We start from the raw sequence: 23,117 nt of genomic DNA, 5'->3' as shown, positions 1-23,117 counted from the left end.
CGGGGAGGCGCTCGTTGTCTCCCCGGTTCGTTCTGCCACATGTGAGCGAGAAGAACCGTGAAGGAAAGCGCACCGCCCGCGAGCGGCTGGCGGTCGAGCGAGCGAAGCAGAAGGCCGGGGAGAAGCGCCGCCGTGTGCTGATCGTGAGTTCCACCGTGGTCTGCGTACTGGCACTGGCGGGGGTGATCGGTGCCCTGGCCGCGAACGCGGGCAACGGCAAGGCGGATACGGCGGGGCCGGTCAGGGCACCCTCCGGGGCGAACGGCGACGACAGTCCCGCCATCCCCGTCGGCAAGGAGAGCGCGAGATCGACGCTCACGGTGTGGGAGGACTTCCGCTGCCCGGCCTGCAGGAGCTTCGAGGACGCGTACCGCTCGACGATTCATGAGCTGACGGACTCCGGCCAATTGAAGGTCGAGTACCATCTCGCCACGCTGATCGACGGGAACATGGGCGGCAGCGGCTCCCTGCGCGCCGCCAATGCCGCCGCATGCGCTCAGAACGCCGGGAAGTTCCCCGCGTACCACGATGTGCTGTTCCAGAACCAGCCTCCGGAGACGAGCGACGAGTTCGCCGACAACGGCAAGCTGATCGGGCTGGCGGGCAAGGTCGACGGACTCGACACCCCCACGTTCAGGAAGTGCGTCGAGGACGGTACGCACAGCAGCTGGGTCGCCAAGTCCAACAAGGCCTTCCAGAGCGGCGGCTTCCAGGGCACCCCGACCGTGCTGCTGAACGGCGAGAACATTTACCAGGACCGGGCGATGACCCCCGCGAAGCTGAAGCGGATGGCCGAGGAAGTCGAGGAATCGGACAAGTCGTAGCGTCGGCGAGGAATTCGGGGGCCGGGGCCCGTGCCCGTTATGGAGCCGTAGCCCGGGCGGGTTGCCGCACTTCTCGCCCGGCAGGGTAGCGTCGTCCCTGTCATGGAACTTGCCTATATCCCCAGCCCGTCGCGCGGTGTGGTCGAAGTCGGTCCCATTCCGCTGCGCGGCTACGCGTTCTGCATCATCATCGGCGTCTTTCTGGCCGTCTGGCTCGGAAACAAACGGTGGATCGCCCGCGGGGGCCGGTCCGGCACCGTGGCCGACATCGCCGTGTGGGCGGTGCCGTTCGGTCTCGTCGGCGGCCGGCTGTACCACGTCGTCACGGACTACCAGCTGTACTTCAGCGAGGGCGAGGACTGGGTCGACGCCTTCAAGATCTGGGAGGGCGGCCTCGGTATCTGGGGCGCCATCGCGATGGGCGGCCTGGGAGCGTGGATCGGCTGCCGCCGCCGCGGGATCCCGCTGCCCGCCTGGGCCGACGCCGTCGCCCCGGGCATCGCTCTCGCGCAGGCCGTCGGCCGCTGGGGCAACTGGTTCAACCAGGAGCTGTACGGGCGGGCCACGGATCTGCCCTGGGCGGTGAAGATCACGTCCTCGGACGACGGGCGCATTCCTGGCACGTACCACCCGACCTTCCTCTACGAGTCGCTGTGGTGCATCGGCGTCGCACTGCTCGTCATCTGGGCCGACCGGCGCTTCAAGCTCGGGCACGGCCGGGCGTTCGCCCTGTACGTCGCCGCGTACTGCGCGGGCCGGTTCTGGATCGAGTACATGCGCGTCGACGAGGCCCATGAATTCCTCGGCCTGCGTCTGAACAACTGGACCGCGATCGTGGTCTTCCTCCTCGCCGTCCTGTACATGGTGCTGTCGGCCAAGCGGCGCCCCGGACGGGAAGAGGTCGTGGAGCCGGCGGCTGCCGGCGACGGTCCGGCGGGCGAGGCCGAGGTTTCCGGCGAGGAGTCCGAGAAGGAGTCCAAGGAGTCCAAGGAGGCCGCCACCGCGGAATCCGGTGACTCCTCCGATGCGAAGTCCGATGTGAAGGACGAGGCTGTGAAGGACGAGGCCGAGGCGGCGAAGAAGACCTGACCTCGGCCTGTACGTCGAAGGGGGCGCCCCAGTGCTTGGGGCGCCCCCTTCGTCATGAGGTGTGCCCGCCCTCGCGGCGTACCGATCCTCGATCTCGGCGCGGTACGGCATCGACCCAGCCGCGCAGGCCGCAGTGACGTGCCGAGTACGGCGACAGGCGTCATGAGCAGAGCCTCACGCAGCCTGGACGCGCACAAAAGCGCAGGTAAGTACGGCCTTCCTTGCTGGCAGAGGGGAAATTTCCGGCGTACTTTTAATGCTGTCGAGAAATGGAATTAGTCCAATCAAACTCTCTGGGGGGACCTGACGTGGCCATCATCGAGACCGAAGCGAGCCTGCACGAAGCGCACCGCGACAACCACACCCACCGGGACGTCAACGGTGGCTGGCTGCGTCCCGCGGTCTTCGGTGCGATGGACGGTCTCGTCTCGAACCTGGCGCTGATGACGGGTGTGGCGGGCGGGGCCGTCTCCCACCAGACGGTCGTCCTCACCGGCCTCGCGGGACTCGCCGCCGGCGCTTTCTCCATGGCGGCCGGCGAGTACACCTCCGTGGCCTCGCAGCGCGAGCTCGTGGAGGCCGAACTCGACGTGGAGCGCCGGGAGTTGCGCAAGCATCCCAAGGACGAGGAGCGAGAGCTCGCCCAGCTGTACGAAGGCCGGGGCGTCACCCCCGCACTCGCCCGCGAGGTGGCCCGGCAGCTGTCGAAGGACCCCGAGCAGGCCTTGGAGATCCATGCGCGTGAGGAGCTGGGTATCGACCCCGGTGACCTGCCCTCGCCGACCGTGGCCGCCGCCTCCTCCTTCGGCTCGTTCGCGCTGGGCGCCCTGCTGCCCGTACTCCCGTATCTGCTGGGTGCCACCGCGCTGTGGCCTGCCGTGCTGCTGGCGCTGCTCGGGCTCTTCGCATGCGGGGCTGTCGTGGCCAGGGTGACCGCTCGGTCCTGGTGGTACAGCGGGCTGCGGCAGCTCGCCCTGGGCGGTGCCGCGGCGGGTGTGACGTACGCCCTGGGCAGTCTGTTCGGTGCGGCCGTATGATGGATCGGCTGAGGGTTCTATGCATGGGACTGCATAAGTAGCTGTTACTCAGCGGTTTCGATTCCTTAACCACTGGGCATGAGCCGTAAGCGCTGCGGGCAATGAGGCCTGCTGTGCACCAGTGCGGTGGGCGACGTTGCCCGCCGCGTGCCCGGACCGACGGGCATGGATCTGTCCCCGTTGGTCCCCTTATTCCACCGCCACGAGCGGTACCCCCACCGCGACCTGCGGTGTCCGCATGTTGGAACGCGGTATCCGGTTCCCGAGAACCGCTCCATCATGTAACCTGCACGAAATTTTGATCTCAGCAGAGGGCCAACGTCGTCCCTCGGCAATCTGCATATGCCACATGACGACGACGGGAGAGCCGATGCGTACGCCGCGCCAGCCGTCCCAGCATTCCGAGAACGGCCAGAACTGGTCGTTCATGGATGCTCGCCCTGCTGCGCAGGGTATGTACGACCCCCGCAACGAGCACGACGCCTGTGGCGTCGGCTTTGTGGCGACCCTCACCGGCGAGGCGAGCCATGCGCTGGTCGAGCAGGCGCTGACCGTCCTGCGCAACCTGGAACACCGCGGTGCCACCGGCTCCGAACCCGACTCGGGTGACGGGGCGGGCATCCTGTCCCAGGTGCCCGACGACTTCTTCCGTGAGGTGGCCGGATTCGAGCTGCCCGAGGCCGGTGCGTACGCGGTCGGTATCGCCTTCCTGCCCGAGCACGACGCGGCCGACGCCGTGGCGCGGATCGACGCGATCGCCGCCGACGAGGGCCTGACCGTCCTCGGCTGGCGCGAGGTCCCGGTCGCCCCCGAACTGCTGGGCGCCACCGCCCGCTCCACGATGCCCGCCTTCCGGCAGATCTTCGTGAGCGACGGCGTCAGCAAGGGCATCGACCTCGACCGCAAGGCCTTTGTGCTGCGCAAGCGCGCCGAGCGTGAGGCCGACGTGTACTTCCCGTCGCTCTCCGCGCGCACCATCGTCTACAAGGGCATGCTCACCACCGGTCAGCTGGAGCCCTTCTTCCCGGATCTGTCCGACCGCCGCTTCGCCTCCGCGATCGCGCTCGTGCACTCCCGGTTCTCCACCAACACCTTCCCGAGCTGGCCGCTCGCGCACCCGTACCGCTTCGTCGCGCACAACGGCGAGATCAACACGGTCATGGGCAACCGCAACTGGATGCGCGCCCGCGAGTCCCAGCTGGTCTCCGACCTGTTCGGCCCGCAGGAGAACCTGGACCGGGTCTTCCCGATCTGTACGCCGGAGGCCTCCGACTCGGCGTCCTTCGACGAGGTCCTGGAGCTGCTCCACCTCGGCGGCCGTTCGCTGCCGCACTCCGTGCTGATGATGATCCCGGAGGCGTGGGAGAACCACGACTCCATGGACCCGGCCCGGCGCGCCTTCTACCAGTTCCACTCCACGATGATGGAGCCCTGGGACGGCCCGGCCTGTGTCACGTTCACCGACGGCACCCAGGTCGGGGCGGTCCTCGACCGCAACGGACTGCGCCCCGGCCGTTACTGGGTGACCGACGACGGCCTCGTCGTCCTCGGCTCCGAGGTCGGCGTCCTCGACATCGAGCCGGCCAAGGTCGTCCGCAAGGGCCGGCTGCAGCCCGGCCGGATGTTCCTCGTGGACACCGCCGAGCACCGCATCATCGAGGACGACGAGATCAAGGCCGAGCTCGCCGCCGAGAACCCGTACGCCGAGTGGCTGGAAGCCGGCGAGATCGAGCTCTCCGACCTGCCCGAGCGCGAGCACATCGTGCACACCCACGCCTCGGTCACCCGCCGCCAGCAGACCTTCGGCTACACCGAGGAGGAGCTGCGCGTCATCCTCGCGCCGATGGCCAAGGCCGGTGCGGAGCCGATCGGTTCGATGGGCACGGACTCGCCGATCGCGGCCCTGTCCGACCGCCCGCGTCTCCTCTTCGACTACTTCACCCAGCTGTTCGCGCAGGTCACCAACCCGCCGCTGGACGCCATCCGCGAGGAGCTCGTCACCTCGCTGCGATCGTCCCTCGGGCCCGCGGGCAACCTCCTGGAGCCGACCGCCGCGTCGTGCCGCAGTGTCACGCTGCCCTTCCCGGTGATCGACAACGACGAGCTGGCCAAGCTCATCCACATCAACGCCGACGGCGACATGCCGGGCATGAAGGCCGCGACGCTGTCGGGTCTCTACCGGGTCGGCGGTGGCGGCGACGCCCTCGCGGCCCGTATCGAGGAGATCTGCACCGAGGCCGACGCCGCCATAGAGAACGGCGCCCGCCTGATCGTCCTCTCGGACCGGCACTCCGACGCCGAGCACGCGCCTATACCGTCGCTGCTGCTCACCGCGGCCGTCCACCACCACCTGATCCGTACGAAGCAGCGCACCCAGGTGGGCCTGCTCGTCGAGGCCGGTGACGTCCGCGAGGTCCACCACGTGGCCCTGCTCATCGGCTACGGCGCCGCGGCCGTGAACCCGTACCTGGCGATGGAGTCCGTCGAGGACCTCGTCCGCGCAGGGACGTTCCTGCCCGGCATCGAGCCCGAGAAGGCCATCCGCAACCTGATATACGCCCTGGGCAAGGGCGTTCTGAAGGTCATGTCCAAGATGGGCATCTCGACCGTCGCCTCATACCGCGGCGCCCAGGTCTTCGAGGCCGTCGGCCTCGACCAGGCCTTCGTCGAGAAGTACTTCAACGGCACCGCCACCAAGATCGGCGGCGTCGGCATCGACGTCATCGCCAAGGAGGTCGCCGCCCGCCACGCCAAGGCGTACCCGGCGAGCGGCATCGCGCCCGCGCACCGCGCCCTCGACATAGGCGGCGAGTACCAGTGGCGCCGCGAGGGCGAGCCGCACCTGTTCGACCCGGAGACGGTCTTCCGCCTCCAGCACTCCACGCGCAGCGGCAGCTACGACATCTTCAAGAAGTACACGGACCGCGTGAACGAGCAGTCCGAGCGGCTGATGACGCTGCGCGGCATGTTCGGCTTCAAGTCGGACCGCGAGCCGATCTCCGTCGACGAGGTCGAGCCGGTCAGCGAGATCGTCAAGCGCTTCTCCACCGGCGCCATGTCGTACGGCTCCATCTCGAAGGAAGCGCACGAGACGCTCGCCATCGCGATGAACCAGCTGGGCGGCAAGTCCAACACCGGTGAGGGCGGCGAGGACGCGGACCGGCTGTACGACCCGGCGCGCCGTTCGTCGATCAAGCAGGTCGCCTCCGGCCGCTTCGGTGTGACGTCGGAGTACCTGGTCAACGCGGACGACATCCAGATCAAGATGGCCCAGGGCGCCAAGCCCGGCGAGGGCGGCCAGCTGCCCGGCCACAAGGTCTACCCGTGGGTGGCCAAGACCCGGCACAGCACCCCTGGTGTCGGCCTCATCTCCCCGCCGCCGCACCACGACATCTACTCCATCGAGGACCTGGCCCAGCTGATCCACGACCTGAAGAACGCGAACCCGCAGGCGCGGATTCACGTGAAGCTGGTCTCCGAGGTCGGTGTCGGTACGGTCGCCGCGGGTGTCTCCAAGGCGCACGCCGATGTCGTACTCATCTCGGGTCACGACGGTGGTACGGGCGCGTCGCCGCTCACTTCTTTGAAGCACGCCGGTGGACCCTGGGAGCTCGGCCTCGCCGAGACCCAGCAGACGCTGCTGCTGAACGGCCTGCGCGACCGCATCGTCGTGCAGACCGACGGCCAGCTGAAGACCGGCCGTGACGTCGTCATCGCCGCGCTGCTCGGCGCCGAGGAGTTCGGTTTCGCGACCGCGCCGCTCGTCGTCTCCGGCTGCGTCATGATGCGCGTCTGCCACCTGGACACCTGCCCGGTCGGTATCGCCACGCAGAACCCGACGCTGCGGGACCGGTTCACGGGCAAGGCCGAGTACGTCGTGAACTTCTTCCAGTTCATCGCCGAGGAGGTCCGCGAGCTCCTCGCCGAGCTGGGCTTCCGCTCCATCGAGGAGGCCGTCGGCCACGCCGAGGCGCTCGACGTCACGCGTGCCATCGACCACTGGAAGGCGCAGGGCCTGGACCTGGAGCCGCTGTTCCACGTGCCCGAGCTGCCCGAGGGCGCGGTGCGCCACCAGGTCGTCGCGCAGGACCACGGCCTGGAGAAGGCGCTCGACAACGAGCTGATCAAGCTCTCCGCCGACGCCCTGGCCGCGGCCGGTGCGACCGACGCCCAGCCGGTCCGCGCCCAGGTCGCGATCCGCAACATCAACCGCACGGTCGGCACCATGCTCGGCCACGAGGTGACGAAGAAGTTCGGTGGCGCGGGCCTGCCCGACGACACCATCGACATCACCTTCACGGGTTCGGCGGGCCAGTCCTTCGGCGCCTTCCTGCCGCGCGGTGTCACGCTGCGCCTGGAGGGCGACGCAAACGACTACGTCGGCAAGGGTCTGTCCGGCGGCCGGTTGATCGTGCGTCCCGACCGGGGTGCCGACCACCTCGCCGAGTTCTCCACGATCGCGGGCAACACGATCGCGTACGGTGCGACCGGCGGCGAGCTGTTCCTCCGCGGCCGTAGCGGCGAGCGGTTCTGCGTGCGCAACTCCGGCGCGACGGTCGTGTCCGAGGGTGTGGGCGACCACGGCTGCGAGTACATGACCGGCGGTCACGCGGTGGTCCTCGGCGAGACGGGCCGCAACTTCGCGGCCGGTATGTCGGGCGGCATCGCCTACGTCATCGACCTGAACCGCGACAACGTGAACGTCGGCAACGTCGGCGCCATCGAGAAGCTGGACGACACCGACAAGCAGTGGCTGCACGACGTGGTGCGCCGGCACGCGGAGGAGACCGGCTCCACGGTCGCCGGGAAGCTCCTCGCCGAGTGGTCCGAGTCGGTGGACCGCTTCAGCAAGATCATCCCCAGTACGTACAAGGCAGTGCTCGCCGCCAAGGACGCCGCCGAGCGAGCCGGGCTCTCCGAGTCCGAGATCACCGAGAAGATGATGGAGGCGGCGACCAATGGCTGATCCGAAGGGCTTTCTGAACCACGGCCGCGAGGTCGCCAGGACCCGTCCTGTCGAGGAGCGCGTCAGGGACTGGAACGAGGTCTACGTCCCCGGCTCGCTGCTGCCGATCATCTCCAAGCAGGCCTCGCGCTGCATGGACTGCGGTATCCCGTTCTGCCACAACGGCTGTCCGCTGGGGAACCTGATCCCCGAGTGGAACGACTACGCGTACCGCGAGGACTGGTCGGCGGCGTCGGAGCGGCTGCACGCCACGAACAACTTCCCGGAGTTCACCGGGCGGCTGTGCCCGGCCCCGTGCGAGTCGGCCTGCGTCCTCGGCATCAACCAGCCCGCCGTGACCATCAAGAACGTCGAAGTCTCGATCATCGACAAGGCGTGGGACAGCGGCGATGTCGCCCCGCAGGCGCCCGAGCGGCTGTCCGGCAAGACGGTCGCGGTCGTCGGCTCGGGCCCGGCGGGCCTGGCGGCGGCTCAGCAGCTGACGCGGGCCGGCCACACGGTGGCGGTGTACGAGCGAGCGGACCGCATCGGCGGCCTCCTGCGCTACGGCATCCCCGAGTTCAAGATGGAGAAGCGGCACATCAACCGCCGTATCGAGCAGATGCGCGCGGAGGGCACCCGCTTCCGTACGGGCATCGAGGTCGGGCGCGACATCAAGGCGACGGATCTGCGCAAGCGGTACGACGCCGTGGTCATCGCGGCCGGATCGACCGTCTCGCGTGACCTCCCTGTCCCCGGGCGTGAGCTGAACGGCATCCACTTCGCGATGGAGTACCTGCCGCTGGCCAACAAGGTGCAGGAGGGTGACTATGTGTCGCCTCCGATCACCGCCGAGGGCAAGCATGTCGTGGTCATCGGTGGCGGTGACACCGGTGCCGACTGTGTGGGCACGGCCCACCGCCAGGGCGCGGCCTCCGTCACGCAGCTGGAGATCATGCCGCGGCCTGGCGACGAGCGGAACGCCGGGCAGCCCTGGCCGACGTTCCCCATGCTCTACAAGGTCACCTCCGCGCACGAGGAGGGCGGCGAGCGTGTCTACTCCGTCTCGACGACGCACTTCGAGGGTGACGAGGACGGCAACGTGCAGTGGCTGCACCTCGTCGAGGTCGAGTTCGTGGACGGCAAGCTGAACCAGAAGCCGGGTACGGAGCGGAAGATTCCGGCTCAGCTGGTCACGCTTGCGATGGGCTTCACGGGCATCGACCAGGAGAACGGGATGGTCTCGCAATTCGGCCTGGACCTCGACGAGCGGGGCAATGTCGCCCGTGACGGCGACTTCCAGACGAGCGTTCCGGGTGTGTTCGTGGCCGGTGACGCCGGACGCGGCCAGTCGCTGATCGTCTGGGCCATCGCGGAGGGCCGCTCTGCCGCCCGCGGGGTCGACCGCTTCCTCGCGGGCGCGAGCGACCTCCCGGCCCCCATCCGCCCGACGGACCGCGCACTCGCGGTCTGACACCCCCCGAAACGTCCCGTACAAAGGCGTACGGAACACACATCGCCCGCCCCTTGTCCCCGACCGGACGCTGGGCGGGCGTTGTGGTGTTCCGCCCCCGCGAAAACCCCGCAGTCGCCCGACCGGCTACTTGGACACCCGGAACGTTTCTCCATACATCTTCCACTCCAGCGGAGCCTCGAGGGCAAGATTCCCGTCGTACAGGAAACGCCGCTGTGCCGTATCGATACGGCTCGTGTCGCGATGGGACTTCCGGGACTTCATCGCCGCGCGGCGGATGTCCAGGAAGATGTCGAGGTACGCCTTCTCCTTGCCACCCTGCGCAGGTGTATCCGCCTCGGAGACGGCGCGCTCACGCAGACCGTAGAAGCCGGTCGGACCGATGCCCGGACCGTGCATGACCATGGCGTCGTAGTAGATGAACTGACCGAGCGTACCGAGACCGTCGAGTTTGGCGAGCCGCACCGCGGGCTCGAAGTAGATGGCGTCACGCACCTCGTTCTGGGCCTCGCGGAACGCCGCCACTTCCGCCTCCTTCTTCCAGTCAGCCGTGAAGCCGGGATCCAGGCCCTCATGGGAGTCCGTTCCGTCCACCTTGCGAAGAGCGGGCAGATAGCGCGCGAGCCCGTTGTCCGGGTGCTCCTTCGTGTAGCGCTCGACGAGGACGAGGAGATCGTGCGTGCCGGTGCAGAAGCCGACTATGCCCGCGGTGTAGCCCTGACCGTCGCCGATGTCCTCGATATAGCCGTACTGGCCGCGCCAGTTCAGCGTGGAGTTCTCCGCACTCGCCACGAGCTTGTTGGCGAGTTCCTTCTTCTGCGGCGCCGCAAGCCCGGGCGGCAGATCCGCGATCAGCGCATCCTCGGCTGCCCGCCCGGTCGGCTGCGAAGCCGACGGCTTTGCCCCGGAGCCGGAGCCGTCCGACCCCGTCTCCCCGGGCGTGAAGAAGTAGACCGTGGCCGTGACAAAGACGGGCACCGCGGCGAATAGCAGGCAACCAGCACGCTTCATGGCGCTCAGGGTACTTTCTGCCGCACGCGGACGTGGCGAGTGGTTCCCCGAGCTACGCTCAGCTGGTCGGCGCATGACCGGAAGGAGCCGCTTTGGCCGGGATCAGCCTCAGAAAGGTGGAGGAGACGGCGCCCGCGCTGGTCTCCCTCTACAAGAGCGCGGGAGCGAGCCTCGCCGAGCACGGGCTGAGCGGACAGCGGGCCGCCGTCTATCTCGTCGTCGACTACTCGGGTTCGATGAAGCCGTACTACAAGGACGGCAGCGTGCAGGCGCTCGCCGACCGGGTGCTCGGTCTGTCGGCGCACTTCGACGACGACGGGACCGTACCCGTGGTGTTCTTCTCCACGGACATCGACGCGGTGACGGACATCGCGCTCGACGACCACCAGGGCCGTGTCGGACGGATCGTCGCGGGCCTCGGCCACATGGGCAAGACCAGCTACCACCTGGCCATGGACGCGGTCATCGACCACTACCTGGACAGCGGTTCCAAGGACCCGGCCCTGGTCGTCTTCCAGACCGACGGCGGCCCGATCAACAAGCTCGCCGCCGAGCGGTACCTGTGCAAGGCCGCGAAGCTCCCCCTCTTCTGGCAGTTCATCGGCTTCGGCGACGCGACGAGCAAACAGTTCGACTTCCTCCGCAAGCTCGACGAACTGGCGGTGCCGGGTAAGCGGATCGTCGACAACGCCGGCTTCTTCCACGCAGGTTCCAATCCGCGACGGGTCTCCGACCGTGAGTTGTACGACCGTCTGGTGGCCGAGTTCCCGCAGTGGCTGTCGGCGGCCCGGGCCCGGGGGATCGTCCACTGACAGACCGCTCGCGACCTCGTTGGATTTGTGTGACCGTCGTGTCAGTCTGGGAGGATCTGCGGCGAGAGGCGGCATATGGGCGCGCGATCGGCGGACCGGCACGGTACGGGCGGGCGGCCGGTGCAGATGGGCAAGGGCGAGCGGCTGGCGGACTGGGCCGACGGGCGGCTCGGGGTCTACGGGCTTGCCAAGGCCCAGATGCGCAAGGTGTTCCCGGACCACCCGTCCTTCATGCTGGGTGAGATCTGCCTCTACACCTTCCTCATCCTGATCCTCACAGGCGTCTACCTCACGCTGTTCTTCGAACCGAGCAGCGCCGAGACCGTCTACCACGGCTCGTACGAGCCCCTGAACGGCATCATCATGACCAGGGCGTACGAGTCCACACTCGACATCAGCTTCGACGTGCGCGGCGGACTCCTCATCCGGCAGATCCACCACTGGGCGGCGGTCGTGTTCGTCGCCGGGATGCTGATCCACATGATGCGGGTGTTCTTCACCGGCGCGTTCCGCAAGCCGCGCGAGCTGAACTGGCTGTTCGGCTGGACGCTGCTGTTCCTCGGCATCATCACCGGGCTGACCGGCTATTCGCTCCCCGACGACCTGCTCTCCGGCACCGGCATCCGCTTCGCGCAGGGCGCGATCCTCTCGGTGCCGGTCGTGGGAACCTATCTCTCCTTCTTCCTCTTCGGTGGAGAGTTCCCGGGGGACGACATCATCGCCCGGCTGTACCCGATCCACATCCTCCTGCTGCCCGGGATCATGCTCGGCCTGGTGGTCGCCCATCTGATCCTGGTCTTCTATCACAAGCACACCCAGTACCCCGGGCCGGGACGCGACCAGAAGTCCGTGGTCGGGATGCCTTTCCTGCCGGTCTACATGGCCAAGGCCGGCGGCTTCTTCTTCCTGGTCTTCGGTGTGCTGTCGGTGATGGGTGCCGTCGCGACCATCAACCCCGTCTGGGCCATCGGCCCCTACCGACCCGACCTGGTCGGCACGGGCGCTCAGCCCGACTGGTACCTCGGCTTCTCCGAGGGACTGATCCGGGTGATGCCGGCATGGGAGATCAACGCCTTCGGCCACACCCTGGCGCTCGGCGTCTTCATCCCCTTCGCCCTCTTCCCGCTGATCATGCTGGCGATCGGCGTGTACCCGTTCATCGAGGCCTGGATCACCGGCGACAAACGCGAGCACCACGTCCTGGACCGCCCGCGCAACGTGCCCACGCGCACCGGCCTCGGCGTGGCCTGGCTGAGTCTGTACGGGGTGCTGCTGATCGGCGGAGGCAACGACATCGTGGCCACGCGCTTCCATCTGTCGATCAACGTGATCACGTGGTCCGTGCGGATCGGCTTCTTCGTGGTGCCGGTCCTCGCCTTCATCATCACCAGACGGATCTGCATGGGGCTGCAACGCCGCGACCGGGACAAGGTGCTGCACGGCAGGGAGTCCGGCACCATCAAGCGGCTGCCGAACGGCGAGTTCATCGAGGTGCACGAGCCGCTCTCGCAGGCCCAGCGGTACACCCTCACCCAGCATGAGCAGGCCCCGCCGTACGAAGTGGGTCCGACTGTCGACGAGAACGGTGTCGTCCGGAAGGTCAGACCCACGGAACGGCTGCGCGCCCGGCTCGCCCGCGTCATGTACGGGCCGGGCACGCACATCCCCAAACCGACCCCCGAGGAGTACCGGGAACTCACGAGCGGCGACCACCACCACTGAGCCCGCTGCCGAGCACCGCGGCCCGGCACTCGCCCGGGCTGCCCCAGGCGGTTCGCAGGGCGCGTGCCTTGGTCAGCCACAGGGACAGGTCGTACTCCCCGGTGTAGCCGATCGCGCCATGCAGTTGCAGTGCCGTGCGCGCCGTGGCGTACGCCGCCTCACACGCCGTGACCTTGGCCGCGGCGACATCAGCCGGGTCCATCGACAGGGCGGCGCCGAAGACGAGCGGGCGCGCGAACTCCAACGCGAGCTTCGCGTCGGCCAGCTGATGCTTGACCGCCTGGAACGAGCCTATGGGCACGCCGAACTGGGTGCGCTGCTTGACGTACGCGACCGTTCTGTCGAGGAGAGTGAGACCGACCCCCAAGGCCTGGGCGGCGGTGGCGAGCCGGGCCCAGGTGCGGGCCCGGGGAAGGGGCGGGTTCCTGACGAGGAGTTCACCGCCGGGGCCGAGGCGGGTGAGGCGGCGAGCCGGGTCCAAGGACGTACGCACCGGGCCGTGTCCGGGGGCCAGTCGCAGTTCCTCGCCGTCGACCGCGAGGAGGACCGTGGCGACGTCACCGTCCAGGGCGTACGAGCCCTCCGGCGCCAACGTGGCGATCACCTCGCCGGACGCCAGCGCGGGGAGCAGCCGCTTGGCCGCCTCCGGCTCGGTGAGCAGCACGGCCGCCGCCACCGTCTCCACCAGCGGCCCCGGCACCGCGTGCCGCCCCAGCTCCACGAAGGCCACGGCCAGTTCGACGGGCAGCGGCCCGATTCCCTCGTACGCCTCGGGAACCGCGAGCGCGAAGACTCCCGCCTCGGCCATACGGGTCCACAGCGCGCGCCCGGCCGTGGGATCCCCGGCGCTCCAGGACCGTATGACCGACGGGGTGTCCGCGGCCGTCAGCAGCGCGTCCAGCGAGCGGGCGAACACCTGCTGCTCGTCGTCGAGGAGGAATCGCATCAGCGGCGTCCCTTCGGCAGGCCGAGGAGGCGCTCGGCGATGATGTCGCGCTGGATCTCGTTGGTGCCGGCGTAGACGGGGCCGGCGAGCGAGAAGACGTAGCCGTCGCACCAGTCGGTGTCCGCCAACTCGCCCTCCGGGCCCAGTAGATCGAGCGCCGTCTCGTGCAGTGCGATGTCGTACTCGGACCAGAAGACCTTGTTCAGGCTGGACTCGGGGCCGAGGGGCTCGCCCTGGAGGAAGCGGGAGGCGTGGGCGTATGTGAAGAGCTGATACGCGCGGGCGCCGGTCACCGCGTCGGCCACGCGGTCGCGCAGGGCCGTGTCGGCAGGGTCGCCGTGCGCCCGCCACAGGTCGACGAGCCTGTCGGCAGCGGCGAGGAAACGGCCGGGGGAGCGGAGGGTCAGCCCGCGTTCGTTGCCCGCTGTCGACATGGCGACCCGCCAGCCCTGGCCGGGCTCGCCGATCACGTCCTCGTCCGGCACGAAGACCTCGTCCAGGAAGACTTCCGCGAAGGCCGGCTTTCCGTCGAGGCGGCCTATGGGGCGGACGGTGACGCCTGGCGCGCGCAGGTCGAACATCACGTACGTGAGCCCCTGGTGGGGTTTCGGGGCGTCGGGCTCGCTGCGGAACAGGCCGAACGCGCGGTCGGCGAACGCGGCCCGCGACGACCATGTCTTCTGCCCGCTCAAGCGCCAGCCCCCGTCTGTGCGCACCGCCCTGGACCTGAGCGAGGCCAGGTCCGAACCGGCTTCGGGCTCGGACCACGCCTGCGCCCAGATCACCTCACCGGACGCCATGGGCGGCAGGATCCGGGCGCGCTGCTCCTCGGTGCCGTGGTCGAAGAGGGTGGGGGCGAGGAGGCTGATGCCGTTCTGGCTGACGCGGCCGGGGGCGCCCGCCGCGTAGTACTCCTCTTCGCAGATCAGCCACTTGAGGATGTCGACGCCCCGGCCGCCGTACGCGACCGGCCAGGACACCACCGACCAGCGGTCCGCGGCCAGTTCGGCCTCCCACGCGCGGTGCGCCGCGAAGCCCTCCTCGGTCTCCAGGGAGGGGAGGGGTGCGGGCGGTACGTGCGCGGCGAGCCAGGCGCGGGCTTCGGCGCGGAACGCCTCGTCGGCGGGGGAGTGGTTCAGGTCCACGGTCACCTTCCTCGGAGTCCCTCGATGCTCATCGAATCGAAAACGGCCTTCCCTAACAAGTGTTTGGTAGGTTAGCGTGGCTCCATGACAGACGTCGAGGGTCCGGCGTATGTGCCCGGGCACGGGCTGCTGAAGGGGCGTACGGCCGTCATCACGGCTGCCGCGGGCGCGGGGATAGGCGGGGCCACGGCACGCCGCTTCCTGGAGGAGGGTGCGCGCGTACTGATCAGCGACGCGCACGCGCGGCGGCTGAAGGAGTACGAGGGGGAGCTGGCGGCCGAGTTCGAGGGGGTTGCGGCGCTCGCCTGTGACGTCACCGACGAGGCTCAGGTGCAGGCGCTGTTCGACGCCGCGCAGCGGCTCCACGGGCGACTGGACATCGTGGTCAACAACGCGGGTCTCGGCGGGACTTCGGACCTCGTCGACATGACGGACGAGCAGTGGTCGAGGGTGCTCGACGTGACGCTGAACGGCACCTTCCGGTGTACGCGGGCGGCACTGCGGGCGATGCGGGAGTCCGGTGGCGGCGTGATCGTCAACAACGCCTCCGTCGTCGGCTGGCGCGCCCAGGCCGGCCAGGCGCACTACGCCGCCGCGAAGGCGGGCGTGATGGCGCTGACCCGCTGCGCGGCCATGGAGGCGGCCGAGTACGGAGTGCGGGTGAACGCGGTGTCGCCCAGCCTCGCCATGCACCCGCACCTCGTGAAGGTCACCAGCCCCGAACTGCTGGAGGAGCTCACCGAGCGCGAGGCCTTCGGGCGGTACGCCGAGCCCTGGGAGGTGGCCAACGTGATCGTGTTCCTCGCGTCCGGCTACTCCTCGTACATGACCGGCGAGGTCGTCTCCGTCAGCAGCCAGCACGCCTAGGACGACAATGGAACCGTGCCTACGAAGAAGAAGCCTCAGGTGACCGCCTCGCCCGCCAGACGCAGTGAACTCCTCGGCACCGCGGCAGAGGTCTTCGCCGAGCAGGGCTACAACGCCACCACCGTCCGCAAGATCGCCGATCACGCGGGCATGCTCGCGGGCAGCCTCTACTACCACTTCGACTCCAAGGAATCGATGCTGGAGGAGATCCTGCGGACCTTCCTGGACGAGCTGTGGGAGGGGTACGACACCGTCCTCGATGCCCAGCTCGGGCCCCGGGAGACGCTGGAGGCCCTGGTCATCGAGTCCTTCCGGGAGATCGACCGGCATCGCGCGGCCGTTGCCATCTACCAGAAGGAGTCCCGGCATCTGGCGTCACAGGAGCGCTTCGCGTTTCTCGCCGACTCGCAGCGCAAGTTCGAGAAGGCCTGGCTGAGCACGCTGGAGCGAGGGGTGGCCGCCGAGGTCTTCCGGGAGGACCTCGACATACGCCTCACCTACCGGTTCGTGCGCGACACGGTGTGGGTCGCCGCGTCCTGGTACCGGCCCGGCGGACAGCACGGCCCCGAGGAGATCGCCCGGCAGTACCTGTCGATGGTGCTGGACGGGATCGCCGTACGTACGTAACCGAACTGGATCGACATCGCACTGGATCGACCGTAAGCGAACTGGATCGACTTGATTTGACTGGGAGTTGTCATGGCCGAGGCCTACATCGTCGAAGCGGTCCGTACGCCCGTCGGGCGGCGCAAAGGGGGCCTGAGCGGGGTGCATCCCGCCGACCTGGGCGCGCATGTGCTGAAGGCTCTGGTCGCGCGTGCCGGCGTCGACCCGGCTGCCGTCGAGGACGTCGTCTTCGGCTGTCTGGACACGGTGGGCCCGCAGGCCGGTGACATCGCGCGGACGTGCTGGCTGGCGGCGGGACTGCCCGAAGAGGTGCCGGGGGTGACGGTCGACCGGCAGTGCGGTTCGTCGCAGCAGGCCGTGCACTTCGCCGCGCAGGGTGTCCTGTCCGGTACGCAGGACCTCGTGGTGGCGGGCGGCGTCCAGAACATGACGCAGGTCCCCATCGGGTACGCCTCCGGGCGGGCCACCGAGCCGCTGGGGCTCACGGAAGGGCCGTTCGCGGGCAGCGAGGGGTGGCGAGCGCGGTACGGGGATCAGCCGGTGAACCAGTTCGTCGGCGCCGAGATGATCGCCGCCAAGTGGGGAATCAGCCGCCTCGACCAGGAGGAGTTCGCGCTGCGGTCCCATCAGCGGGCGATCGGGGCGATCGACGAGGGCCGCTTCGAGCGCGAGACCGTTGCGTACGGCGACGTCACGGTCGACGAGGGGCCGCGCCGGGACACCTCACTGGAGAAGATGGCGGGCCTGAAGCCGGTCATCGACGGCGGCACCATCACCGCCGCCTGCTCCTCCCAGGTCTCCGACGGCGCTGCCGCGATGCTGCTGGCCTCCGAGCGGGCGGTACGCGAACACGGCCTGACGCCCCGCGCGCGCGTGCACCACCTCTCCGTACGCGGCGAGGACCCGATCCGCATGCTCACGGCTCCGATCCCGGCTACGGCACACGCCCTGAAGAAGACCGGCCTGACCATCGACGACATCGACCTCGTGGAGATCAACGAGGCTTTCGCCCCGGTCGTCCTGGCGTGGCTGAAGGAGACGGGCGCGGATCCGGCGAAGGTGAACGTCAACGGGGGCGCGATCGCCCTCGGGCACCCCCTGGGTGCCACGGGCGTGAAGCTGATGACGACACTGCTGCATGAACTGGAGCGCACGGGAGGCCGGTTCGGCCTGCAGACGATGTGCGAGGGGGGCGGTCAGGCGAACGTGACGATCATCGAGCGGCTCTGACGTCCGCCGGTCACCTCAGCCGCTGGCGGCAGCCAGTTCCTGGAGCACCCGTTCGGCATCGGCCATCACGCGTTCCACCAGCTCCGCGCACGACGGCAGGTCGTCGATCACTCCCGCCACCTGGCCGGAGGCCATCACCCCTAGATCCGTGCGTCCCTCGACCATCGACGCGCGCAGCAGCATCGGTGTGTTCGCGGCGAGCAGGACCTGGCTCCAGGACAGGTTCTTGCCGTGCTTCATGGCGAGGCCGTCGCGGAGCATCGCGGGCCAGGTGAGGCCGGAGAGCTTGCGGAAGCCGGCGGCTCGGCGCAGTGCCTGGGTGAAGGATCTCGTGCGGCTAGCTCCCTCGAGGGAGCTGACCAGGTCCGTGCGGAGCATGCGGTGGGGCAGACCGTCCACTGCCCTCGTCACCGTTACATCCTTGACCGTCGCAGCCAGGTACTTGGCCTTCACCGCGTCCGGGACCGTGGAGTCCGAGGTGAGCAGGAAGCGCGTGCCCATCGCGATGCCCGCCGCGCCGTACGCGAGGGCCGCGACCAGGCCCCGGCCGTCGAAGAAGCCGCCCGCCGCCACGACGGGTATCTCCACCGCGTCCACGACCTGTGGCAACAGCACCGTCGTCGCCACCTCGCCCGTGTGCCCGCCGCCCTCGCCGCCCTGCACGATCACCGCGTCCGCGCCCCACGACGCGACCTTCTCGGCATGGCGTCGGGCCCCGACGGACGGGATGACGACAACACCCGCGTCCTTGAGTTCGGCGATCAGCTCACGGGAGGGCGCGAGCGCGAAGGAGGCCACCTTCACGCCCTCGTCGATGATGATCCGCACCCGGTCGCGGGCATCGCCCGCGTCCGCCCGCAGGTTCACGCCGAACGGCGCGTCCGTACGGGACTTCACCTCCCGGACGGCCTCCCTCAGCTCTTCCACGGTCATCGTCGCGGAGGCCAGGATGCCCAGAGCGCCCGCGTTCGCGGAGGCGGAGATCAGACGGGGGCCCGCGACCCAGCCCATACCGGTCTGCACGATCGGATGGCGTACCCCGACGAGTTTCGTCAGCGCGGTCTCCATCAGCTCCTGACCTCACGATCGCGCAGCCCCTGCGGGTCGAGCACCTCGCGTATCAACTCCAGCTCCTCCGGGGCCGGTTCGCGTGTGTACGGCACCTCTTCGGGAACCGTCAGCCCGAAGCCCGTCGCCTCCCTGACCTCCTCGACCGTCACCCCCGGATGCAGCGAGGCGAGCCGCATCGAGCGGTCCGGGGTCGCGAAGTCGAACACACCGAGGTTGGAGACGACCCGGGGGATGCGGTGGTAACGGCTCGCCGTGGGACCGGCCGTCGCGGCGCTGTCGTAACCCACCCCGCAGACCATGTCGACCTTCTCGACGAAGACCCGGGTGGAGTGCCGGGGGATCCAGTAACTGACCGGATGGTTCAGGGTGTTGACCGGCGCGCCGCGCACCCCGAGAAGCTGCCGTGCGGGCCGCTCCCAGTCGCCTATGCAGGAGATGTTCTGGTTGCCGAACCGGTCGATCTGGCTCGCGCCCATCATCACGTGGCGTCGGCCGCCGGTGACCATCGTGAGGTGCTGCCGGTACGGCAGCCAGCCCTCCACGGTGCCGTCCGGGCCGACCAGCATCGCCTCGCCGTCGGTGAGGAGCAGGTCGGGGGCGAAGGTCAGCCTGGCGAGCCGGGCTCCGACGGACGGGACGACGCCCATGGGGCTGGCCAGCACCTCGCCGTTGTCCCGCCATGCCTCGGCACAGGCGATCACGCAGTACTCGGCTCGCGTCACGTCGCTCAGTACCTCGCTCATCGCCGCTCCTTGTCCGAGGTGGCCGAGGTGGCCGAGGTGGCCGAGGCGTCAGAGGCGTCCGGCTCGTTCCCGGTGTGCCAGGCCTGTACGGCGGACTGGTAGTCCTTCTCGCCTCCGTGCAGGAACCGCTCGGCGAACTCCGGCCAGGGCGTGGTCGCGTACAGCCGCTGGAAGCCCTCGTCCCGGCCGTAGTCGGGCGCGCAGGACGTGAAGTGCGCCCCGTTCGGGGCCTCCACCACGCCGGTCACGCTGTGCCGCTTGATCAGCAGGGTCTGCGGGGCGGCCTCCTTCGTCAGCTCGGCCGTGACGGTATTTTCGACGAGTCGTTCGCAGGAGACATACGCGGTGTCGGCCGCCTCGCAGAACAGGTCGTCGAAGTACGGATCCGGGCCCAGATACTGCCCGTTGCCGCAGCGGTCCGCACGGTTCACATGGACCAGCGCGGCGTCCATGCGCAGGGCGGGCATGGCGACGAAGGTCTCCTGGAGTCCCGTCGACGCGTCCTCGTACGGTGAAGTGACCGTCCGCAGCCCCGGGTTGACCCGCATCACGTCCGAGCCGAGGCCGGCCCGCACCGGTATGAAGGGCAGCCGGTTCGCGGCGGCATGCAGGCCCCACATGAACATCGCCTCGTCGATCTCCATCAGCTCGAGAGCACCGCTTTCGCGCGCTGAGCGATAGTGCGGTTCGAGCGGGATCGAGTCGAGGGTCGCGAAGGCGGCGACCAGTTTCCGTATCCGCCCGGCAGCCGCGAGCATGCCTACGTCCGGGCCGCCGTACGAGACGACGGTGAGATCGGTGACCTCGGAACGGAGCAGTGCTCTCACCAGGGCCATCGGCTTGCGGCGTGACCCCCAGCCTCCGATGCCGATCGTCATCCCGCTCTCCAGACGGCCGACGACCTCATCCGCCGACATGGTCTTGTCGCTCACCGGTCCTCCTCTCCGGATGCGTCATGGCCGAATGTGCTCCGGACCCGGTCCGCCACCCCGCTGAGGCCCGCCTCGAAGGTGAAGCCCTGCTCGAAGCGGTAGCTTCGGCGCACGTCGACGGGGTCGATGCCGTTGATGGCGGCCTTGGCGAGCCGGATCAGCTGCCCGTCCTTGGCCGCGATTTCCCGCGCCAACGCCAGGGCAGCGTCCAGGACTTCGGCACGCGGCACGACCCGCCACACCGAACCGTGCGCGTGCAGCTCTGCCGCCGTGGCCGTACGCGAGGTGTAGTACAGCGCGCGCATCAGGTGCTGCGGCACGAGGCGGGCCAGATGCGTGGCCGCACCCAGCGCGCCCCGGTCCAGCTCGGGCAGCCCGAACGTGGCGTCGTCGCTCGCCACGATCGCGTCCGCGTTCCCCACGAGCCCGATGCCGCCGCCCAGGCAGAAGCCCCGCACCGCCGCCACCACGGGCACCTCGCATTCGTACACCGCAGCGAACGCCTCCGCGCAGCCGCGGTTGGCGCCTATCAGCGCACCATGGCCCGTCGCGTCACGCCGGCCGTCCTCCTGCCGCCCGCACTCCTGCCGGTCCTGCCCCCGCTGTATCTCCTTGATGTCGACGCCCGCGTTGAACCCCCGCCCCTCGGCGGTCAGCACGACACAGCGGATCTCGGGGTCGCGGCCCGCCGTGCGCACGGCGTCGGCCAGGTCGAACCAGCCGTGCACCGGAAGCGCGTTCACGGGCGGGAAGTCGACCGTGACTACGGAAATCCCCTTTTCCGGGGACGAGGTGGAGACACCCATGGACGCATCAGCTACCTTTCCACCAAACATTTGTTAGGTGCGATCTGATGTGAAGGTAACAGCGAATGCCGACCAGCGGGAGGCCCTGTGGACAACCGGCAGGACAAGCGACTCGTGGTGGTCACCGGCGGAACCCGCGGCGTCGGCGCCGGGATCGCTCGGGCGTTCCGCGAGGCGGGTGCCGAGGTCGTGGCCTGCGCCCGCAGACCACCCGAAGTGCCGGTCGAAGGCGTCGAGTTCATGCCCCTCAACGTGCGTGACCCGGCTGCGGTACGCACCTTCTTCGACGCGCTGCCCCGGCTCGACGTCCTGGTCAACAACGCGGGCGGCACCCCGTATCGGCTGCTCGCCGACGCGGACGCCGAACGGCACGCTCGCGTGATCGAGCTCAACCTCACCGCACCGCTGACCGTGTCCCTGGCGGCCTACGAGCACCTCAGACGCGCCCGGGGCTCGGTCGTGATGATCGGCAGCGTCAGCGGGACGCGGCCCTCTCCCGGTTCTGCGGCCTACGGTGCGGCCAAGGCGGGCCTGGAGAACCTGGCCCGGTCGATGGCTGTGGAATGGGCGCCGGACGTCCGCGTCAACACGCTGGTCGCCGGGATGGTCCGTACCGAACTGTCCCCTCTCCACTACGGGGACGAGGAGGGCATCGCCGCCGTGTCTCGCACGGTCCCGCTGGGCCGCCTCGCCGCGCCCTCCGACATCGGCCAGGCGGCCGTGTTCCTCGCCTCGGATGCCGCCGCGTACATCACCGGGGCCAGCCTGCTCGTGCATGGCGGGGGAGAGCGGCCCGCCTTCCTGGACGCTGCGACCGTCAACGAGGAGAAGTGACATGACCGGAATCTGTGACGGCCGGGTCGTGATCGTCACCGGTGGGGGACGGGGCCTCGGGCGGGCGCACGCCCTCGCGTACGCGGCCGAGGGGGCTCGGGTCGTCGTCAACGACCTCGGTGTCGGCCTCGACGGTTCGCCCGGGCCCGACAGCCCGGCCGCGCTTGTCGTCGAGGAGATTCGCGCGGCCGGCGGCGAGGCCGTCGCGCACGGCGGGGACGTCGCCACGCGAGCGGGCGCCGAGTCGCTGATCGCGGCGGCACTCGACGCCTTCGGGCGGCTCGACACGCTCGTCAACAACGCAGGGTTTCTGCGCGACCGGATGCTTGTGAACCTCGACGAGGATGACTGGGACGCCGTTGTGCGCGTCCATCTGAAGGGGCACTTTCTGCCGCTTCAGCAGGCCGCTGCGTACTGGCGGGCGGAGGCGAAGGCGGGGCGTACGCCTGTGGCGCGTGTCGTCAACACCAGCTCTGGTGCGGGGCTGTTGGGATCGGTCGGGCAGGGCAACTACAGCGCGGCGAAGGCGGGCATCGTCGGGCTCACGCTGGTGGCCGCCGCTGAGATGGGGCGCTACGGAGTGCAGGTGAACGCGATCGCGCCGGCCGCGCGGACACGTATGACCGAGCGGGCCTTCGCCGACGCGATGGCCGCGCCGGCGCCCGGCGGCGGCTTCGACATGATGGCGCCCGAAAACGTCTCGCCGCTTGTCGTCTGGCTCGGGTCAGCCGCGAGTGCGGGGGTCACTGGGCGGGTCTTTGAGGCCGAGGGCGGGCGGATCACCGTCATGGAGGGATGGCGGGCCGGGCCGAGCGCGGACAAGGGTGCCCGGTGGACGCCGTCTGAGGCCGGGGACGCGGCGCTCAAGTTGCTCGCGGATGCGGAGGTGCCGGGGGCGGTGTATGGCGGTTCGTAAGCTGCGGGTTCGTTGTGGCGCAGGCTTTTGCTTTCAAGGGGCGCGGGGAACTGCGCGACCAGCCACGACGCACTTGTAGCCGCGAC

The 23,117-nt window shown here is 69.2% G+C and carries 19 protein-coding genes; 12 read left to right on the top strand and 7 right to left on the bottom strand.

What is annotated here, in order from left to right; genetic code table 11:
- Positions 1-41: 41 nt before the first annotated feature.
- The 5 genes from ACFYO0_RS20830 to ACFYO0_RS20810 all read left to right on the top strand — a co-directional run bounded on the left by ACFYO0_RS20830 (position 42) and on the right by ACFYO0_RS20810 (position 9,369).
- Positions 42-824, top strand: coding sequence for a DsbA family protein (locus ACFYO0_RS20830; RefSeq protein WP_388677879.1), 783 nt, complete (start codon positions 42-44; stop codon positions 822-824).
- A gap of 102 nt (positions 825-926) precedes the next feature.
- Complete coding sequence (gene lgt, locus ACFYO0_RS20825; protein WP_388677877.1) at positions 927-1,913, top strand: prolipoprotein diacylglyceryl transferase; 987 nt, start codon at positions 927-929, stop codon at positions 1,911-1,913.
- Positions 1,914-2,221: 308 nt separating this feature from the next.
- Entirely contained in the window at positions 2,222-2,950 is a 729-nt protein-coding gene (locus ACFYO0_RS20820) for a VIT1/CCC1 transporter family protein (RefSeq protein ID WP_388677874.1), read from the top strand.
- 370 nt (positions 2,951-3,320) lie between these two features.
- The gene (gene gltB, locus ACFYO0_RS20815) at positions 3,321-7,916 is read left to right on the top strand and encodes a glutamate synthase large subunit (RefSeq protein ID WP_388678567.1); all 4,596 of its coding nucleotides are present in this window, start codon (positions 3,321-3,323) and stop codon (positions 7,914-7,916) included.
- Positions 7,909-9,369, top strand: a complete 1,461-nt coding sequence (locus ACFYO0_RS20810; protein WP_388677870.1) for a glutamate synthase subunit beta — start codon at positions 7,909-7,911, stop codon at positions 9,367-9,369. Before gltB ends, ACFYO0_RS20810 begins: the two co-directional genes overlap by 8 nt.
- 126 nt (positions 9,370-9,495) lie before the next feature.
- Here the strand turns inward: ACFYO0_RS20810 and ACFYO0_RS20805 are convergent, their stop codons facing one another.
- Positions 9,496-10,380 (bottom strand): chitosanase, encoded by an 885-nt coding sequence (locus ACFYO0_RS20805; RefSeq protein WP_388677868.1) that lies wholly within the window; start codon positions 10,378-10,380, stop codon positions 9,496-9,498.
- 92 nt (positions 10,381-10,472) lie between these two features.
- Here ACFYO0_RS20805 and ACFYO0_RS20800 point away from each other — a divergent pair, with 92 nt between their 5' ends.
- Together ACFYO0_RS20800 and ACFYO0_RS20795 are read left to right on the top strand one after the other, a co-directional pair.
- Positions 10,473-11,192 carry a vWA domain-containing protein gene (locus ACFYO0_RS20800; protein ID WP_388677866.1) on the top strand — a complete coding sequence of 240 codons (720 nt, stop codon included), beginning with the start codon at positions 10,473-10,475 and terminating at the stop codon, positions 11,190-11,192.
- Between the two features lie 75 nt (positions 11,193-11,267).
- Positions 11,268-12,914 carry a cytochrome bc complex cytochrome b subunit gene (locus ACFYO0_RS20795; protein ID WP_388677863.1) on the top strand — a complete coding sequence of 549 codons (1,647 nt, stop codon included), beginning with the start codon at positions 11,268-11,270 and terminating at the stop codon, positions 12,912-12,914.
- Here the strand turns inward: ACFYO0_RS20795 and ACFYO0_RS20790 are convergent.
- Both ACFYO0_RS20790 and ACFYO0_RS20785 read right to left on the bottom strand, forming a co-directional pair.
- Positions 12,889-13,860: an acyl-CoA dehydrogenase family protein gene (locus tag ACFYO0_RS20790; protein ID WP_388677860.1), complete on the bottom strand. Its 972-nt coding sequence runs from the start codon at positions 13,858-13,860 to the stop codon at positions 12,889-12,891. The genes ACFYO0_RS20795 and ACFYO0_RS20790 overlap by 26 nt on opposite strands.
- Positions 13,860-15,005, bottom strand: a complete 1,146-nt coding sequence (locus ACFYO0_RS20785) for an acyl-CoA dehydrogenase family protein (protein WP_388677857.1) — start codon at positions 15,003-15,005, stop codon at positions 13,860-13,862. The genes ACFYO0_RS20790 and ACFYO0_RS20785 overlap by 1 nt, the downstream gene beginning before the upstream one ends.
- An 84-nt stretch (positions 15,006-15,089) precedes the next feature.
- On the opposite strand from ACFYO0_RS20785, the gene ACFYO0_RS20780 reads away from it, so the two are divergent.
- From ACFYO0_RS20780 to ACFYO0_RS20770, 3 genes are all read left to right on the top strand, one after another.
- Positions 15,090-15,872, top strand: a complete 783-nt coding sequence (locus ACFYO0_RS20780) for an SDR family oxidoreductase (RefSeq protein WP_388677854.1) — start codon at positions 15,090-15,092, stop codon at positions 15,870-15,872.
- Positions 15,873-15,887: 15 nt separating this feature from the next.
- Positions 15,888-16,499 (top strand): TetR/AcrR family transcriptional regulator, encoded by a 612-nt coding sequence (locus ACFYO0_RS20775; RefSeq protein ID WP_388677851.1) that lies wholly within the window; start codon positions 15,888-15,890, stop codon positions 16,497-16,499.
- A 72-nt stretch (positions 16,500-16,571) separates the two neighbouring features.
- Positions 16,572-17,729, top strand: coding sequence for an acetyl-CoA C-acetyltransferase (locus tag ACFYO0_RS20770; protein WP_388677849.1), 1,158 nt, complete (start codon positions 16,572-16,574; stop codon positions 17,727-17,729).
- 15 nt (positions 17,730-17,744) lie between these two features.
- On the opposite strand, the gene ACFYO0_RS20765 is transcribed toward ACFYO0_RS20770, so the two are convergent.
- The 4 genes from ACFYO0_RS20765 to ACFYO0_RS20750 are packed head-to-tail and all read right to left on the bottom strand — an operon-like array spanning position 17,745 to position 21,281.
- A complete protein-coding gene (locus tag ACFYO0_RS20765) occupies positions 17,745-18,797 on the bottom strand; it encodes an NAD(P)H-dependent flavin oxidoreductase (RefSeq protein WP_388677846.1) in 1,053 nt (350 codons plus the stop codon).
- Positions 18,797-19,543, bottom strand: a complete 747-nt coding sequence (locus ACFYO0_RS20760; protein ID WP_388677844.1) for a CoA-transferase subunit beta — start codon at positions 19,541-19,543, stop codon at positions 18,797-18,799. The genes ACFYO0_RS20765 and ACFYO0_RS20760 overlap by 1 nt, the downstream gene beginning before the upstream one ends.
- Positions 19,540-20,475, bottom strand: a complete 936-nt coding sequence (locus tag ACFYO0_RS20755; RefSeq protein WP_388677841.1) for a CoA transferase subunit A — start codon at positions 20,473-20,475, stop codon at positions 19,540-19,542. Before ACFYO0_RS20755 ends, ACFYO0_RS20760 begins: the two co-directional genes overlap by 4 nt.
- Positions 20,472-21,281, bottom strand: coding sequence for an enoyl-CoA hydratase family protein (locus ACFYO0_RS20750; RefSeq protein ID WP_388677839.1), 810 nt, complete (start codon positions 21,279-21,281; stop codon positions 20,472-20,474). The genes ACFYO0_RS20755 and ACFYO0_RS20750 overlap by 4 nt, the downstream gene beginning before the upstream one ends.
- An 87-nt stretch (positions 21,282-21,368) precedes the next feature.
- Between ACFYO0_RS20750 and ACFYO0_RS20745 the strand changes: the two genes are divergently transcribed.
- Together ACFYO0_RS20745 and ACFYO0_RS20740 are read left to right on the top strand one after the other, a co-directional pair.
- Positions 21,369-22,115, top strand: coding sequence for an SDR family oxidoreductase (locus tag ACFYO0_RS20745; protein WP_388677836.1), 747 nt, complete (start codon positions 21,369-21,371; stop codon positions 22,113-22,115).
- A gap of 1 nt (position 22,116) precedes the next feature.
- A complete protein-coding gene (locus ACFYO0_RS20740; RefSeq protein WP_388677833.1) occupies positions 22,117-23,031 on the top strand; it encodes an SDR family oxidoreductase in 915 nt (304 codons plus the stop codon).
- The last annotated feature ends 86 nt before the right edge of the window (positions 23,032-23,117 follow it).

The sequence above is a fragment of the Streptomyces sp. NPDC006365 genome (assembly GCF_042870755.1).
In the GTDB taxonomy this organism is placed as follows: domain Bacteria; phylum Actinomycetota; class Actinomycetes; order Streptomycetales; family Streptomycetaceae; genus Streptomyces; species Streptomyces xiangluensis.
This window is presented reverse-complemented; position numbering and strand designations above follow the sequence as displayed.